Origin of the sequence: Chryseobacterium oleae (genome assembly GCF_900115055.1) — a bacterium.
Taxonomy (GTDB): Bacteria; Bacteroidota; Bacteroidia; order Flavobacteriales; family Weeksellaceae; genus Chryseobacterium; species Chryseobacterium oleae.
The window spans coordinates 1,030,040-1,047,518 of record NZ_FOVD01000001.1 but is presented as its reverse complement, the minus strand read 5'-3'; the positions used below and the strand labels follow the sequence as shown (position 1 = coordinate 1,047,518).

The following is a 17,479-nucleotide window of genomic DNA, read 5'->3' as shown; positions in this document are numbered from 1 at the left end:
TTCAGGTTTAAACCCTTTATGAATCATCAATGCCGGAAAGTTTTTATGAATCATCCTCTATTTTAGAAATTTGTCTATGTGATATTTATAAATAGATGAAAAAAATCACATTTTACAGTGAATTTTATGTTTAAAATATTTAATTAATTTAAATAGTTGTGATAATTTATTTATAGAATTGCCATAATTAGGTTAATTTATTATGTTAAATATTTGATTTTGATTATTTATCATATATTTAATTATTTAACCATAATTATGATTATTTTGCTATAAATTCAAGTTTATATTGTTTTTATGTGAATTTTATTATTAAATTTGGTAACACACCAAAAATAATATAACAATTTACTTATGAAAAACAAATCAATTCTTGCGATTTTAATTCCGCTTCTGGTAAGCGGGGTTTCTCTACAGGCCCAAAGATATGTTGGGCAAAGAATCAACAGTGAAGATGGTAGATCCTCACTGATTATTTTTAATCCCGGATCCGCTGCGAAAGATGTAGCGCTATCTGATAGTGGAAAATTATTTTCCGAAGTTTTAAATCTTCCTGCAGGATCTAAAATGGTAAAGGTGAATTCTGCAAAACTCTTCAGTGATTTTTCTGATGAAAAATACCAGCTCTATCACGATGGCATTAAGGTTGAATTTGCCAATTATATGCTACACTATATAAAGGGCAACCTGGTAAGCATGAATGGTGAAATATATGACACCAACGACCTGAATACCCAGCCTGATGTCTCGGAATCTGCTGCATTGAGCACTGCCACGAAATACATAGGTGCCAAAGTTTTAATGACCAACACGGAATACGGTAGAGAGATTAATTATCAGCCAAAAGGAGAACTTGTATTATTACCGGTTGAAGCTGCAAATGGTAAATACAGACTTTTATTGTCTTACAAATTTGATATCTTTTCCGCCGAACCCTTTTTAAGATCTCACGTGTATGTAGATGCCAAATCAGGAGCCGTATTGCTTAACGACCAGATTATGAAGCATACGGGAGAGCATTCTCACGGAAAAGGAATGACGGGTATTTCTCCTGCAGGGCCGGAAAACCAATCAAAACAGGATTTTACATCAATTTTTGTTGCCGGAAGCGCCCAGACAAAATACAGTGGGACAAAATCAATTGAAACCACGCTTGTCAGTGGAAAATATGCATTAAAAGACAACACACGAGGAGGAGGAGTCAATACCTACAATAACAATAATGCAAATTATACCAGTCTTACAAAGAATAATATTACAGATACGGATAACAACTGGACAACGGCAGAACATTCTTCCACAGGAAATGATGTAGCGCTGGATGTTCATTGGGGAGTAGAAAAAACATACGATTATTTCAAAGATACATTCAATAGAAACAGTTATGACAATCAGGGGGCTGTTCTTGACAGTTATGTTCATGTAAGAAACTCATGGGAAAATGCAGCCTGGACAGGAAGCGCAATGGTGTACGGCGACGGGGCCACCAACTTTAAACCTCTTGGAGCATTTGATGTAACTGCTCACGAATTAGGACATGCCGTATGTCAGGAAACCGCTAATCTGGTGTATCAAAGAGAATCAGGAGCGTTGAATGAAGGGCTTTCCGATATCTGGGGAACCGTCATTGAAAATGCTTACGCACCGGAGAAACAAAACTTTTTAATCGGTGAGGATATTACTAAAGTAGCACCGAATTATTTAAGATCTATGAGCAATCCCAATTCAGGATTGTCTAAACAACCGGATACCTACAAAGGAACTTATTGGAAAGATGCCACTAATTCCTGTATTCCGAATCCTGATACCAACGATAACTGCGGGGTTCACTACAATAGCGGTGTGCTGAATTATTGGTTCTATCTTCTGGTTATGGGAGGTTCCGGAACCAATGATATCGGAAACAGCTTCAATGTTACGGGAGTAGGATTTGAAAAAGCTGCGAAAATAGTCTACAGATTAGAAACGTCTTATCTTACAGGAAATTCCAATTACACCAATGCTATGAACTATGGAATTCAATCCGCAAAAGATCTTTACGGTGCAGATTCAGCAGAGCATCAGGCTACTCAGAATGCATTTTATGCGGTAGGATTAGGAACGGCTTATTCCGGCGGAACCACAACAGATACTCAGGCACCTACTGCGCCTCAATTGGTGGCTTCAGGTACTACACAAACCTCTGCCACACTTTCCTGGAGCGGATCTACTGATAATGTTGCAGTGACAGGTTATGATGTGTACAGAGGAACAAGTCTTCTGGGATCTACCTCTGCTACCACTTATTCTGTAACAGGATTGACCCCGGCCACTACTTATAGCTTCACCGTTAAAGCAAAAGACGCAGCAGGCAATATTTCAGCAGCAAGTAATGCAGTGAGTGTTACCACGCAAGCTGGTGGAGGTACCGTTACTTATTGCTCATCTTCTGGTAATTCCACGGCTGACGAACGTATCAGCAATGTGAAATTCGCGGATATCAATCAAACATCAACGGGTACGGCAGGATATGAAAACTTTACTTCCGTTATTGGAAATGTGACGAAAGGAACTTCTTATACCGTTTCCATTACACCATTATGGACTTCGACAAGATACAGTGAAGGATATGCAGTTTATATCGATTATAACGGCGATGGCGACTTTACAGACAGCGGAGAATTAGCCTGGTCTAAAACGGCAAGCACAACATCTCCTGTGTCCGGAAGTATAACTATTCCAGCGACCGCTCTTACTGGAAATACAAGAATGAGAGTGATTATGAGATACAATGCAGTGCCTTCATCATCATGTGGTACCTTTAACTACGGACAGGTGGAAGATTATACATTAAGAATCAACTCTGCAGGAGCTATCTCTTCATTGATTGCTGAAACTTCAGGTGAGAACAGTACAATCAGCGTTTATCCAAATCCGGTAAAAGATGTGATTAAGATTAAATCTCAATCCGGTTCAGAATTCAGATATCAGCTTGTGGATGCCCGTGGAAGCGTAGTTCAGTCTGGCGAAACCAAATCCCAGTCTATCAACGTGGAAGCATTGCTTCAGGGAGTTTATATTCTTTCATTGGATAACGGTAAAGAGAAAATTACTCAGAAGATTATTAAAAATTAATCCCTGATTATTTACGGATCCTCCGGGGTTCAGCAAGTAAAAAATAATAGTAAACAGTTGTGGAAATAATTTTCACAGCTGTTTTTTTATGATCTATGATAACTCAAAATCGGTTAGTTTTTTCTAAATTTGAACCATCAAAACCCGCTTTCAAAAATGCAGAACTACCTAGACCTTTTACAGCATATTTTAGACAATGGAACAGACAAGACCGACAGAACCGGAACCGGAACCAGAAGTGTTTTCGGGTACCAGCTGAGGTATGATCTGTCAAAAGGTTTTCCTATGGTGACCACTAAAAAAGTACACCTGAAATCCATTATCTATGAACTGCTTTGGTTTTTGAAAGGTGATACCAATGTCAAATATCTGAATGACAACGGCGTGAGCATTTGGGACGAATGGGCAGATGAAAACGGCGACTTAGGTCCTGTTTACGGCGCACAGTGGAGAAGCTGGCAGGGAGCGGATGGAAAAATCGTAGATCAGATCACTGAGGTGATTGATCAGATTAAAAAAAATCCGGATTCCAGAAGGCTGATTGTTTCCGCATGGAACGCTGCCGAAATTCCCAATATGGCGCTGGCACCCTGTCACGCTTTATTTCAGTTTTATGTAGCAGATGGAAAACTGTCGCTGCAGCTGTACCAGAGAAGTGCTGATGTCTTTTTAGGAGTACCTTTCAATATTGCGAGCTATGCATTATTGCTGATGATGGTGGCGCAGGTATGTGATCTGGAAGTTGGAGATTATGTCCACAGCTTCGGGGATGTACATATTTACAACAATCATTTTGAGCAGGTGAATAAGCAGCTTTCCAGAGATCCGAGACCACTTCCTGTGATGAAACTGAATCCTGAGATCAAAGATATTTTCGGTTTTACGTTTGAAGATTTTACCCTTGAAAATTATGATCCGCATCCGGGAATTAAAGCACCTGTAGCGGTATAATGAAAGTCTCGGGAATTTTCGCTGTTATTCTTACCATTACGCTCTTCAGCTGTCATCAAAAAGAAGAGAAAAAACCGGTCATTACAGATCTGTTGACCGACGATTTCGATTATACAAAAGATGCTGTCTTTGATTCTTTAAATGTTCCTCAGCATTTAAGAAAAATAGTTAAAGATATTTCGTCTTTAAACATCTATGAAACAGAACAGGGAGGAAAAGGGGCCACAGACACGCCTGCTAATTTCAGGAATTTCAAAAAATTGTATAAAGCAGCTTCAGAACAGGAATTGCTGGCGCTGACAGATAATAAAAATAGTGTGCTAGCGGTGTATGCTTCCATCGGACTTTCAGAAAAAGACAATCAATATACCATTCCTGTTTTTCAGAAAATGCTCAATAGAAGAGGGACGGTGCATATTCAAAATGGATGTATTCTTAGTAATGACCATCCTGCGGAACCGGTTTACTGGGCACAGTATTACAAACTGAAACCGGAAGAACTCAACTCAGATCAGGATTTGAAACAGCTCGACAGCATGATCCTTTTCATGCCGGAATCTTCAGAACTTATCCTTACAACAGCATTGAGAAACAGAATCTTTTCTGATGGTCTGAAAAAACAGATCGCAAAACAGGCCTTTGAAAATCATAGGCAGCCGGCCTTGAAATACCTTAACTCCTGGCACAAAAAGGAATACGCTGACCTGTTGCAGAAGGAATTGGCAAATCTCTATTAATATAGCACATAAAAGAGATTATGTAGCCATGCTTCTTTCCTTTAATAATCCCGGAAATAAAAAAACGGTCCTGAATTATCTCAAAAAAGACAGCCTGTGGAAAGAGGACCATGAGATTATGTCCCGGCTGGAAAATAGCGGTATTTTCTCCGAAGATTACGATTGATATTCCGAATTCTGTTGTAACAGAATCCTTAATTTTACTACTGATTGAAAAATTAATAATATGATTCTGAAAAAACTGTTTTTTGTAGCGACAGCAAGTATTTCGTGTATGGCATTTTCTCAAAGTGCAAACAAACAGAAATTAATGGATTATCTCGATTCACTTTCTGTTCACCATAAAGTAATGGGAAGTTTTGCGATTGCAGAGAACGGTCAGCCTACTTTTCTGAAGACAACCGGATTCTCCGACGCTGCAAAACAGCAGAAAACCAATATCAATACCCAATACCGCATAGGTTCCATTTCCAAAACATTCACCGCAGTCCTTGTGATGAAAGCTGTTGAAGAGAAAAAGCTTTCCCTTGACACTAAACTTTCCACCTGGTATCCGGAAATAGAAAATGCAGATAAAATAACCCTAGAAAACCTTTTACAGCACAGAAGCGGAATTCATAATCTCACGGATGAACAGGAGTATTGGACCTATAACACAAAACCACAGACAGAACAATCCCTGATCTCAATCATCAAAAAATATAAAAGCGACTTCGCTCCGGGAACGAAATATGAATACAGCAATTCCAACTATATTCTGCTGACCTTTATACTGGAAAAAGTATATAAAAAGACCTACGCACAACTGCTGAAGACTAAAATTACTAACCCTTTGAAGTTGACCCTGACCGAAGTGGGCGGAAAGATTGATCCTTCAAAAAACCAGGCGCTTTCCTATACCTATTCCAACGGGAGTTATCAGCCATGGCAGGAAACAGATATGAGCGTTCCGCTGGGGGCAGGAGATATCATTTCCACGCCAACTGAACTTTTGAAGTTTATTATTGCTCTGGAAAATGGAAAACTGATCAGTAAAGCCAGCCTTTCCGGAATGAAAAATTTTATCGACAATTATGGATACGGAATAGCAAAGGTGCCTTTTCAAACATATTCGGGGTATGGGCATAACGGTGGAATTGATCAGTTCCGTTCGGTCTTGTATTATTTTCCTGAACTGAAAGTAGGCGTGAGTGCCATTACCAATCAATCAGATTACGATAATAATGATATTTCCATTAAAATGATGGAAACATCTATTGGTAAAGATTTTAAAATGCCTAATTTTAGAGGAGTTTCTGTAGCAGCCGAAACTTTGAAAAAATATGAAGGACTTTACAAGACCGAAGGCTTTCCACTGGATATAAAAATCTTCCAGGAAGATGGGAAACTGAAGGGACAGGCTACAGGACAAGGCGCGTTTCCACTGGAAGCCGTCTCTGAAACCGAATTTAAGTTTGAAATGGCAGGCATCAAAATGAAGTTCAATGCGGAAAGAGGAACCATGGACTTCTCGCAGGGTGCCAATAATTTTACCTTTAAGAAACAATAAAATGAAATATTTAAAAATCAATACAGAAGACAATGCAGATCTTGCGGCACTTCAAAATGCAGTTCTGCAATTGAAAGGAGTCGCCTCGGTAGAGATCATTGATGATGAAAACCCGGAAAGCGAACTGAAAAAAGCTTTTGCTAAAACCAAAGAACAGCTGAAAACAGGCGACTACGAAACCCTGGTTAATGATATTTTTGATATAATAACAAAAAATAATTCTAAAAAATAATAAAGTAACAGATGAAAAAGGCGATTTTGTCCATTGCTATACTCGGAATTTTCTTTTCCGCCAACGTATCAGCACAGACCGAAACTTCAGGAAGAGAAAAGGCGTACAGAGCCACCCATACCAAAGTAACGGAACTTAAACATACCAAGCTTAAAGTCAATTTCGATTATCAGAAAGAGCAGATGGGCGGAGAAGAATGGTTAACGGCCACTCCGTATTTCTATCCTACCAACGAACTGACGCTTGATGCAAAAGGAATGCTGATTCATGAAGTAGCTCTTGACAGCAACGGAAAAAAATCACCTCTGAAATATGAATATAAGGACGAGATCCTGAAGATCAGTCTGGATAAAACCTATCAGAAAAACCAGGAATATACAGTATATATCAAGTATACGGCACGTCCGAATGAGGTAAAACAGAAAGGAAGTATGGCCATCAATGATGCCAAAGGTCTTTATTTTATCAATGCACAGGGACAGGATCCGGATATGCCGACTCAGATCTGGACGCAGGGTGAGACAGAATCTTCTTCCGCATGGTTCCCAACCATCGATAAACCGAATCAGAAGACTACTCAGGAGATCTATATGACCGTTCCTGATAAATATGTCACCCTTTCTAATGGAATTCTGAAAGATTCACAGAAAGAAGGAAGCTTAAGAACAGACCATTGGGTCATGGATAAAAGACATTCTACCTACCTGTTCTTTATGGGCGTGGGTGAATATGCTATCGTGAAAGACAAATGGAAAAATATTCCGGTAGACTATTATATCGAAAAAGAATACGAACCTTATGCAAAACAGATCTACGGAAACACGCCGGAAATGATGGAGTTTTTCTCCAAAAAGATGGGTTATGATTATCCGTGGGCGAAATATGCGCAGATCTCAGGAAGAGACTATGTGAGCGGTGCTATGGAGAATACAACGGCGACTCTTCACGGAAGCGATATTCTTCAAAAGCCGGGACAGCTGATCGATGAAAACAAATGGGAAGATACGATCGCCCATGAATTATTCCACCACTGGTTTGGAGATCTTGTGACAGCAGAAAGCTGGAGCAACCTTACCGTGAACGAATCATTCGCTAACTATTCCGAATACCTGTGGAACGAATATAAATACGGAAAAGACCAGGCAGATTATCACCAGATGACCGATGTGAATATGTACATCCACAATCCGGCTGATTTCAAGAAAGACCTCGTGAGATTCAACTATGATTCCCGTGAAGATGTTTTTGACCTTGTGACGTATCAGAAAGGTGGCGGTATCCTTCACATGCTGAGAAATTATCTGGGCGACGATGCGTTCTTTGCCGGAATGAACGATTATCTGAAAACCAATGAATACCAAAACGGAGAAGCTCACCAATTGAGGCTTTCTTTTGAAAAAGTTTCAGGAAAAGATCTGAACTGGTTCTTCAATCAATGGTATTTCGGAAGCGGAAATCCAAAGCTGAATTATTCGTTTACTTTTGAACCGGTGAAAAAGCAGGTAGCCGTAACGATTAACCAAACGCAGGATCAGCCATTTGAATTCCCTCTTGCCATCGATGTGTATGACAACGGAAAGCCGAAAAGATATAATGTATGGGTTAATGCTGAAGCGAAAAACACATTCAATTTTGATGTGTCTAAAACTCCGGATCTGATCAATATCAACGCAGACGGAATTTTAGTTTCAGAAATTACCGAGACCAAGACTCCGGAACAGAACCTGATGCAGTTCACCAATTCTAAGGAATTTAAGAGCAGATACAAAGCTCTAGCTGCGATAAAAGATCAGGTGGGTAAAAACCCGGCTGCTACGAAATTACTGGCTGCAGCATTAAAAGATCCTTATTTCAGAACAAGAATCAAGGCGCTTCAGTTGATGGACCTTTCAAATGCTGAGCAGATGAAAGCTCTTGGCGCTGATGTAGAGAAACTGGCTTCCAATGACCCGAAAACTCTGGTTCAGGCTGCTGCGATCACGGCTTTGGCTAAAACTAAAGATAAAAAATACCTTCCTGTTTTTGAAAAAGGAGTGAATGCGGTGTCCAATGCTGTAAAAGCAACTTCATTAAGTGCTGTTTTAACGATAGATCCGTCAAAAGCGAATGCACTGGCAGATAAAATCGATCTTGAAGGCGCTTCAGACGAATTGATGGGACAACTTCTTCCGGTAATTGTAAAGAATAAGGTAACTTCTCAGATGTCCAATATCACGCCTCTTGTGGCATTTTATCCTTTCATTAAATTCCAGAACCCGGAACTGGGTAAATCTGCAGAAGAAGGATACAATTGGATCATGAGCTCGGATAATCTGAAAGCTACTGAAAACATTACAAAAATCATCAGCCATGCAAAAGGTGAAATGGGAGATAATCCTCAGGTTAAAATGATGATTTCCCAGATGCTGAAAGATGGTTTAAGTAAGAAAATGGAGTTGCTGAGACAGAATCCTCAGAATGCAGCGAGCATCAACAAACAGATCGATGCGATCAATAAAGCCATTGAAGATTTTAAGTAAAAAGATCCTTAGAATTATTTAGAATATAAAACTGCTGTGAAAAACAGCAGTTTTTTTATGATTTTTATTTTAAAAAAGGAAATTTGGGTAATAAATGGGAGGCATATTCAAACATCATTTTATAAATTCGTATAAAAATTTAGAATAGGATGACTTTTGGAATTGAGGCTGCGGGCTATTATGTGCCGTCTTTGTACTTAGAGATCAAAGACCTGGCGGAGAAAAGGGGAATTGAACCCGCAAAACTGGAAAAAGGACTGGGATTGCATAAAATGGGTTTCCCGGATGTTCATGAAGATGCAGCTACATTTGCGGCAGAGGCTTTATTAAAATTGATTAAAGGCCATAATCTTAATCCGAAAGATATAGCTAGAATTTATCTGGGAACCGAAAGCGCTTTGGATGCAGCGAAACCTACGGCGTCTTATGCAATGCAGATGGTAGAAAAAGTCCTGGAAAAGGAGTTTGGTGAAAGATGTTTCAGAAACTGTGATGTCGTGGATATGACATTTGCCTGCATCGGAGCAGTGGATGCACTTCACAATTCCCTTGATTTTGTAAGGGTGAATCCGGAGAAAAAGGCCGTAGTCATTGCCAGCGATTATGCTAAATATGAACTGGCTTCTTCCGGCGAATATACACAGGGTGGAGGAGCAGTAGCATTACTGATTTCATCAAAACCTGATCTTCTGGAAATTGAAAACAACTGGGGAGTCGCTACCGAAAGTGTTTTTGATTTTTTCAAACCGAGAAGATCATACAGCAAAGAAGATTTAAATGAAGCACCTGATACCTTTCCGGATAAGATTGAAGTGTTTACTGATGAGCCTGTTTTTGACGGACAGTATTCAAACCAGTGTTATCAGGACAGAATCAGGGAAGCTTATCAGCATTATAAAGAAATTACAGGAAGAGACAAACCTTATGAAGACTGGAGATATCTAATTTTCCACCTTCCATATGCCTTCCACGGCAAAAGAGTTTTCACAGAGATCTACAGCCTTGAAAATGGATTTTCTTATCAAACTCCCGAGGAGCAGAAAGCGGTTGCAAAATCTGAAGACTATCTGAATTTTATCAATGAAAAAATAGAAAGGTCACAAAGAGCATCGTCAGAAATAGGAAATATGTATACAGCTTCTGTTTTTATGGCGCTGTTGTCTGCTATTCAGGTTTCTTATGATGAAGGTGAAGAACTGGCTGGTCGGGAAATTGGCTTTTTAGGCTATGGAAGCGGTTCAAAATCTAAAGTTTTTGCCGGAAAAATATCTGAAAACTGGAAAACAGCCGTTTCAAAATGGAAGGTGTTCGAAAATTTAGAAAACAGAACCGCAATTGATTTTGAAACCTACGAGAAATTACACAGAAAACAACTTTATCATTCTGTCAACAGCCAATATAACGGTTTTGGCTTAGTATCAATAGAATCGGAAAATCCCGTTTTGATAGGAGCGAGGTATTATCATTATCAGGATTAATAACTTGTTTATCCTTGCCATGGCTTTAAACCTTGGCAAGGGTATTTCTCCAGATCTTCTCTCTTTCATCCTCAGACTTCCTTTCACCTCTATTTCCAAAAACTATTATTCTTCATCCAGGTTTTAAAAAGTTCAGGCCATGCAGTTGTAGGGCTTCCTTTTTTACCTAATCCCCAGCCGTGACCACCGGTTGGAAAAAGATGCATTTCAGTTTTTACGTTCACCTTCTTTAGAGCTGAATATAACAGCAAACTGTTATCAATAGAAGAGATAGGATCATCCATAGCTTGTGCTAAAAATGTAACGGGCATATTGGAACTTACCAGTTTTTCTACAGAAAATGCAGCTTCTTCTACCCCAGATGGATTTTCTCCAAGAATACTTTTCCTTGAATGGGTTTTATCATTGGGAGGAAGCATAGAAACGACAGGATAGATAAGTCCGGCAAAATCCGGTCTCGCTGATAAAGAATCTATTTTATCAATCGGTTTATAAAGCTTTTTATCTGGCTGAGCTGAAATGAATCCGGCTAAATGACCGCCTGCAGAAAATCCCAGGATTCCAACTTTATTGGCATCGATTTTATACTTTTTGGCAAGACTTCGGACCATGCGCATCGCCCGTTGGGCATCTTCAAAAGGAACATTGGTGGTTTTCCAGTTTTCTGAAGGGAGCCTGTAGATAAGTTCGAAAGCCGTTATCCCTGCAGATTGAAGCCAGTTGGCGGTTGGAGTGCTTTCTTTACCCATTTCAATATGAGCATATCCGCCTCCGCTGATCACTAAAATGGCCGTTCCGTTGGGATTGGAAGGTTGGTGAACAATCAATCTGGGATTTGAAATGTTGGTAACGGATCCTTTGGCAGTTATGATTTCTGCTCCTTGCGGTCCGGATCCATCAGGCATATCATTTGTCCACAAAGGAATTTGCTCTGAATCTTTTGAAATCTGAAACTTATTTTCCTGATTCTGGGCTGCATATCTGCTTCCGGTTAATAATAAAATGGTAAAGATAATGAAGGTTCTCATAGATGTATTTGCAAATAAATTTAAAACAATCTTCCGTTTGTACCAAGTCTGTGGTTGTATTAAAAGTCCTTTTTATGCAAAATATGTTCATTAACTTATTGAATTGACTATTATTTTATTCTTAATTAATCATAAAAAAATGCTTTTCATTAGAGATGGTTTTTCTTTTTTAGTGTTTTATGGTGTATTTTTTGAGGAAATTATACGGTAAGGCTTGATTTTGTTTACGAATTGTTAAAATAGAATCTTTATTTTATTTGTTAATAATTTCAATTGTCATTTATATTATTTATCCTTTTGTAGATTTTGTTTAATTGTGATGAATTTTTTTTCTCTAATTAAAATTTCTATCAAATCGTTTTTCTTAGATTATTTTTTATTTTTTCAATGTAAATACTTTTAAAAAAAACTATTTTACTTATTTTTCAATTAAATTAATGCGTTGTATCTGTTTGTATTTCAGTGTTTTGAATTTTGATATTGTTAAGCTTTATTAACATATTTGCTCTCTAAATGCTAAAATTAAAAACATGAATGTAAAATTACGTGTGTTAAGTGCAGGGGCTTTGTTCTTTATAGGACAGGCTATTTCGGCGCAGAAAGCGAAGAATGACACCATTCGGGGAGAGATTGATGAGGTGGTGGTAACGGGTTATCAAAGAAAAACAAAAGATGAAATAGCACAATCTCAATCTGTAGTTACTGCTGAAGAATTAAAGACCCAAACTCCAACAACCTCAGTCGGAAATATGCTGCAAGGCCGTGCATCCGGTGTATTTGTTCAGGCTAGAAACGGGCAGCCTGGGGCAACGGCAGAAATTAATATCCGTGGAATCTCCGGATTTACCGGGAATTCGGAAGCTCTATATGTAGTAGATGGAATTTATATGACTTCAAGGCAGTTTAATGCTGTAAATCCTAATGATATTGAAAATGTAGTAATACTAAAAGATGCTGCAGGAACCGCTCAGTTTGGTTCTAGAGGTGCTAATGGTGTTATTGTTATAACTACAAAAAGAGGACGAAATGGTAAAACACAGTATTCATTTGAAAGCAGAATGGGGTTTTCGAAAAAGATTTCTGATAAGGAATTAAATTTTGAAATGATGAATTCCTCCCAAAAATTACAGTATGAAAGGGAGGTGAAGGCTTTGGGTTTATCCGGACTGCCTAATTATACAGCAGCTCAGGAAGAAGCATTATTAAAGCAGGATCATGACTGGCAGAAAGATATCTTGAGAACATCTTCTCTGCAAAGTTATATATTTTCAGCAAGAGGGGGAAGTGATAAAAATAAATTTTATTATTCATTGGGTTACGATAAAGATGATGGAATTGTACGAGATATTAATGGTTTAGATCGTTATACCGGACGTTTTAACTTTGAGAATAATCTTAGTGACAAGATAAAAGTTGGTTTGGATCTTGGGGTTGCCTATCAGTATACACAGAATATCAGGGATAGAAATAATGCACAAAGCCCATTTGGGAGTATGTATAGATACAATCCATTTGAGCCAGTATATAATGCAGATGGTTCGTATAATTATAATTTAAGACAAGGCTTCAATATTATTGAAGCCATAAGAAATAATGTTGATTTCGAGCAACGGTTAAGGGCAAGCGGAAATATTTTTGGTGAATATAAATTCAATGATGCCTTATCATACAGGATGTATTTTAATACTTTATATGATAATCTGGTAAATACCAATGATCTGAAAAGAGGGTCTCAGTTGGATGTAATAGTGAATGGTGCCGGGGGATTAGGAACTCTTAGAAAAACAACTTTTTATTCATTCAATTATATTTACGGAAATAGAATAGATTTCAAAAAGCAATTGAATGATCATTTTATTGCTGCTACGGGGGTAGTAGAATTTAATAATGAGTTTACAGAGAACATTGCTGCAAGTGGAACAAATTATAAAAACCCCAACTCTGATGCTCCTTCCAATACTATTCCATCAGATAAAAATACTTTTACTGGAGATAAGGTGAGAGGAACATTGTTTTCTTTATTAGGCTTGTTTGAATATAACTATAAAAAGAAATATTTATTAACGGGATCTATTCGTCAGGATAATAGCTCAAAATTCGGAGCTAACAATAAGTCAGGACTTTTTTGGAGTAGTAGTATAGCATGGAATATTGGAAAAGAAGATTTTCTTAGCGGAGGAATTTTAAATGATCTTAAACTCCGGGCATCATATGGTATAGCAGGTAACGATAGAAATATTCCAAATTATTCGAACGTAGGGTATGTGAATTATGGAGATTACGGAAGTGGGGCAACAATGGCTCCGACTACTATTGCAGGAAATCCGGATATCAAATGGGAAACTAATAAAACGACTAACCTTGGGATAGATCTTGCATTTTTAAAGAGTAGATTTAGAGGAGCAGTAGAGGTTTACCGTTCAGATCGAAATGATTTTATCCAACTATTGCCACTGCCATATGAATCTGGAAAATATTCTATTTATAAAAACCTAGGTGATATGCGCACTGAAGGTGTGGAAACTGAATTTACGTTTGATGTTATAAGAAAAGAAAATCTACGAGTTTCTCTTAAAGGAAATGCTTCTTGGCAAAGAGCTAAGGTAACTTCTCTTGATGGAGTGAGTACACAAAGAAACTTAGACGAAACTGCACTTAAAGTTGGTGAAACTCCATTTTTTTACAGGTTGGTTGAGTATGCGGGTGTAAATTCTTCTGATGGGAAAGCACTGTATTATACAGATAGAACAACTCCAAATGCTGGTGAAAATTTTTATACGATTAATGGAAGAACTGCTACTGATGTATATAATGCTACTACAGACATCAAAGATATTACTAATAAAAGTCCTAATCCTAAATTCTTTGGTGGTTTTGGCCTTAGCGTAGAAGCGTATGGATTCGATTTATCCGCAGATTTTACATTTAAAACAGGGGCTTATACTTATAATTATCAATCACAAATTTTACAGAGTTCTTCTTCAAGGGCTAATAATATGAGTGTGGAAGCACTTAACTATTGGAGAAGCCCAGGAGATACGAATGTTCTTCCAAAGCCAACTACAGTAGGACTTAGATCATCTGATCAATTTTTAGAAAAGTCAGATTACCTTAGATTTCGGGCATTAATGGTGGGGTATACTTTCAATAAAAAATTCTTGGGTGATAGTGTGCCGGTAAATTCAATTAGGGTATATGTGCAAGGTCAGAACTTATTAACCTGGACAGGTTTCAAAGGCGACCCTGAAGTGGCTGTAGGATCTGGAGAAAGCCAGTTGGGAGCCGGACAAATTTATGTTCCAGGATCTTACGCATTGTTTAGCTATCCGGCTGTCAGACAATTTATGTTTGGTGTTCAAGTAGAATTTTAAAAAAATAAAAAATGAAGAAATTAATCATATCAAGCTTAACTTTAGTTCTTTTATCATCGATATCTTGTGATAGGGATCTGGATCAATATTCAAATACCAATACTTTTGTAGATGCAGCCTTTAAAACAGCTACAGATTACAGATTTGCTTTAGATGGCATTTACGATAATTTGAAGGGTTCAGGATATTTTTCTGGAGATGCAGGAAATCAGAATATTATGGCTGATTTAGCTTCTGATAATTTGATTCAGAGTCCAACAGGGAGATTAACCAATACCAGAGCATGGTTGTTGGAATTTGGGCCTGATGATGGGCAAACTACTGCTTTATATAGTACAGGATATTTTGCAATTTCCAGAGCTAATTTTGTTTTGGAGAACCTTAATAAAAATATTCTTTCCCCTTCGCAATCACTTCAGGTAGAAGCTGAGGCTAGGGCTTTAAGGGGGATTATCCATTTTGATATTGCTAGAGCATATTGTAAAATCCCTACCCAATCACCAGATGCAAACAATGCTTTGGGAATTGCTTACATGACAACAACCTCTAATGATCCTGTTACAAGAAATCTGACAGTTGCTCAGGTTTATGATAAAATAATCAGTGATTTAGAATTTGCGAAAGCCAATATTCCTACTGGAAATGATACACCAGCACCATTTACCAAAGGACGATTAAATAAAGCAGCAGTAGCAGGTTTATTATCAAGAGTATATTTATTTAAAGGAGATAAGGTAAAGGCATTGGCAGCAGCTGAAGAGTCGATAGCATCGTCTCCAAGCGTAGGAACAATTGAGAAATTTCCTAAAGTGTGGAATAGCACAGAGCAGGATGGAACTTTATTTGAAATCCTGAACTCAGATGCAGAAAGAGTTACTACTGGTGTTTCGTATAATCAGATTGTATCAGGGGCTATAAGATCAGAATATGTAGTGTATAAAAGTTTCTATGATTTATATACTGCGACAGATATAAGAAAGAATACTTATTTTCAGGTAAGTTCATATTCTGGACAAAGTTACATCAATGTGATCAAGTATAATACAAGAGGATCTTTACCCAATGTAGTAAATTATAAATATCTTCGAACTGCTGAAGTTTATCTTAACGGTGCAGAAGCTGCTTTTACTACTAATCCGTTAAGAGCTTTGGAATTACTTAATACATTAAAACAGGCGAGATACACTAATTACACACCTTTAAATTTGACAGGTATTTCATTATGGGATGAAATACAAAAAGAAAGAAGGCTAGAATTAATGGGTGAAGCAGACAGATGGTATACTTTGAAAAGGTTAGGGCTAAATCTGAGCAGGCCAAACCAAGGAGCATTGAGTACAGGTTCTGGAACTCCATCTCCAACTTTGAATCTGGCTTCAACCAGTAATAAATGGCAATGGCCAATTCCGATAGGAGCCATTAATGTAAATTCAGGTATTCAACAAAACCCAGGATATTAAAATTATAAGCAAATATTAAAAACCAAAGCCCTGTTTTTCAGGGCTTTTTTATTTTATAATAAAGATTTTAAAATTCAACCAGCCTCTCAATACTCCTTGGCAAACACAACCTTCATCTGATAACTCTTAGGCGTCACACCCACCAGCTGCTTAAACACCCTCGTAAAATAATTCGTGTCCGAAAAACCAGTTTGATACGCCGTTTCCTTAATGCTGTTCTGCCCCGCGAGCAATTCCTTTGCCCGGTTGATTCTTTCCTGTAAGATAAAATCATTCGGGGAAGTTCCCAATTCGTCTTTGAACATTTTAAAGAAGTTAGATTTGCTTACATAAGCCAGTTTGGCCATACTGTCGATGGACAGCTTTTGATGGAGGTTTTTTCTGATATAATCTACGGCAAAACCTATTCTGGATTTATTCTTAGCGATATTCTTTTCTACCATACTTCTGGCCTGAGTTTGCATAAGCCTGATTAACAGTTCTTTCAAAGCGAAATCTGCCATGATATCCTTTTGGGAATTATCATCCATAGCAATTCTCATGATGTTGTTGGTCGCAGAAGTTAAGGACTGATTATTAAAGAGAAAAAATTCATCCAACTGGATATTCCATTGTGAAGTTTCATCCACTTTAGGAAGGGTATAATTTAAATAATTAAGGGAATCCTCTATAAAATCAGGATTAAGACTTAAAGAAATGCATTGAGTTGGGGCTTCATCTGCTTCAGGAAAATCGATGACCATGGTTTCGCCGGGGGCTACCAGAACACTTTCTCCTGGAAAATAATCAAAATACCCCGTTTTATTATCCAGTTTCATGTGCTTTTTGCCTCTCAGCATAGCCGTAAAAGCAATGTTTTCAAAATGAAGTTTGACACCAAAAGCCGCTTTATGCGTTTCGTATATGCTGAACTCACAGTTGTTTAGATTGAATTTTGTCTGGTTTTCAACAAGGTTCAATAACTGGCTTTCCTTCTTCAATTCAGGAGTATTTAATAAAAATTTATTATTGTTATTCATTTCTAAACATTTTGTAAAACC

General features: G+C 37.8%; 11 protein-coding genes. 9 read left to right on the top strand and 2 right to left on the bottom strand.

Going from position 1 to position 17,479, the window contains the following annotated elements; all coding sequences use genetic code 11:
- The first annotated feature begins 354 nt into the window (after positions 1-354).
- The 7 genes from BM143_RS04660 to BM143_RS04630 all read left to right on the top strand — a co-directional run bounded on the left by BM143_RS04660 (position 355) and on the right by BM143_RS04630 (position 10,580).
- Complete coding sequence (locus BM143_RS04660; protein ID WP_090023393.1) at positions 355-3,114, top strand: M4 family metallopeptidase; 2,760 nt, start codon at positions 355-357, stop codon at positions 3,112-3,114.
- A gap of 156 nt (positions 3,115-3,270) precedes the next feature.
- A complete protein-coding gene (locus BM143_RS04655) occupies positions 3,271-4,065 on the top strand; it encodes a thymidylate synthase (protein WP_034728766.1) in 795 nt (264 codons plus the stop codon).
- Positions 4,065-4,802: a hypothetical protein gene (locus tag BM143_RS04650; protein ID WP_090023391.1), complete on the top strand. Its 738-nt coding sequence runs from the start codon at positions 4,065-4,067 to the stop codon at positions 4,800-4,802. Before BM143_RS04655 ends, BM143_RS04650 begins: the two co-directional genes overlap by 1 nt.
- 226 nt (positions 4,803-5,028) lie before the next feature.
- Positions 5,029-6,351, top strand: coding sequence for a serine hydrolase domain-containing protein (locus BM143_RS04645; RefSeq protein ID WP_228430688.1), 1,323 nt, complete (start codon positions 5,029-5,031; stop codon positions 6,349-6,351).
- A gap of 1 nt (position 6,352) precedes the next feature.
- On the top strand, positions 6,353-6,583 hold the full coding sequence (locus BM143_RS04640) for a hypothetical protein (protein WP_034728770.1): 231 nt from the start codon (positions 6,353-6,355) through the stop codon (positions 6,581-6,583).
- 11 nt (positions 6,584-6,594) lie between these two features.
- Positions 6,595-9,102 (top strand): M1 family metallopeptidase, encoded by a 2,508-nt coding sequence (locus BM143_RS04635; RefSeq protein ID WP_090023389.1) that lies wholly within the window; start codon positions 6,595-6,597, stop codon positions 9,100-9,102.
- A gap of 149 nt (positions 9,103-9,251) precedes the next feature.
- Complete coding sequence (locus BM143_RS04630) at positions 9,252-10,580, top strand: hydroxymethylglutaryl-CoA synthase family protein (RefSeq protein ID WP_090023387.1); 1,329 nt, start codon at positions 9,252-9,254, stop codon at positions 10,578-10,580.
- Between the two features lie 89 nt (positions 10,581-10,669).
- Here the strand turns inward: BM143_RS04630 and BM143_RS04625 are convergent, their stop codons facing one another.
- The gene (locus BM143_RS04625; protein WP_090023385.1) at positions 10,670-11,608 is read right to left on the bottom strand and encodes an alpha/beta hydrolase; all 939 of its coding nucleotides are present in this window, start codon (positions 11,606-11,608) and stop codon (positions 10,670-10,672) included.
- A gap of 530 nt (positions 11,609-12,138) precedes the next feature.
- Between BM143_RS04625 and BM143_RS04620 the strand changes: the two genes are divergently transcribed.
- Together BM143_RS04620 and BM143_RS04615 are read left to right on the top strand one after the other, a co-directional pair.
- Complete coding sequence (locus BM143_RS04620; protein ID WP_090023383.1) at positions 12,139-14,979, top strand: SusC/RagA family TonB-linked outer membrane protein; 2,841 nt, start codon at positions 12,139-12,141, stop codon at positions 14,977-14,979.
- Between the two features lie 11 nt (positions 14,980-14,990).
- Entirely contained in the window at positions 14,991-16,439 is a 1,449-nt protein-coding gene (locus BM143_RS04615) for a RagB/SusD family nutrient uptake outer membrane protein (RefSeq protein WP_090023381.1), read from the top strand.
- 86 nt (positions 16,440-16,525) lie between these two features.
- Here BM143_RS04615 and BM143_RS04610 read toward each other — a convergent pair whose 3' ends face one another.
- The gene (locus BM143_RS04610; RefSeq protein ID WP_090023379.1) at positions 16,526-17,458 is read right to left on the bottom strand and encodes an AraC family transcriptional regulator; all 933 of its coding nucleotides are present in this window, start codon (positions 17,456-17,458) and stop codon (positions 16,526-16,528) included.
- Positions 17,459-17,479: the final 21 nt, after the last annotated feature.

What these genes read in the sequence shown, in the direction of transcription:
- BM143_RS04650 (WP_090023391.1), top strand. Translation starts at nt 4,065, where the DNA reads ATGAAAGTCTCGGGAATTTTCGCTGTTATTCTTACCATTACGCTCTTC.
- BM143_RS04645 (WP_228430688.1), top strand. Translation starts at nt 5,029, where the DNA reads ATGATTCTGAAAAAACTGTTTTTTGTAGCGACAGCAAGTATTTCGTGT.
- BM143_RS04620 (WP_090023383.1), top strand. Translation starts at nt 12,139, where the DNA reads ATGAATGTAAAATTACGTGTGTTAAGTGCAGGGGCTTTGTTCTTTATA.
- BM143_RS04640 (WP_034728770.1), top strand. Translation starts at nt 6,353, where the DNA reads ATGAAATATTTAAAAATCAATACAGAAGACAATGCAGATCTTGCGGCA.
- BM143_RS04625 (WP_090023385.1), bottom strand. Translation starts at nt 11,608, where the DNA reads ATGAGAACCTTCATTATCTTTACCATTTTATTATTAACCGGAAGCAGA.
- BM143_RS04635 (WP_090023389.1), top strand. Translation starts at nt 6,595, where the DNA reads ATGAAAAAGGCGATTTTGTCCATTGCTATACTCGGAATTTTCTTTTCC.
- BM143_RS04655 (WP_034728766.1), top strand. Translation starts at nt 3,271, where the DNA reads ATGCAGAACTACCTAGACCTTTTACAGCATATTTTAGACAATGGAACA.
- BM143_RS04615 (WP_090023381.1), top strand. Translation starts at nt 14,991, where the DNA reads ATGAAGAAATTAATCATATCAAGCTTAACTTTAGTTCTTTTATCATCG.
- BM143_RS04610 (WP_090023379.1), bottom strand. Translation starts at nt 17,458, where the DNA reads ATGAATAACAATAATAAATTTTTATTAAATACTCCTGAATTGAAGAAG.
- BM143_RS04630 (WP_090023387.1), top strand. Translation starts at nt 9,252, where the DNA reads ATGACTTTTGGAATTGAGGCTGCGGGCTATTATGTGCCGTCTTTGTAC.
- BM143_RS04660 (WP_090023393.1), top strand. Translation starts at nt 355, where the DNA reads ATGAAAAACAAATCAATTCTTGCGATTTTAATTCCGCTTCTGGTAAGC.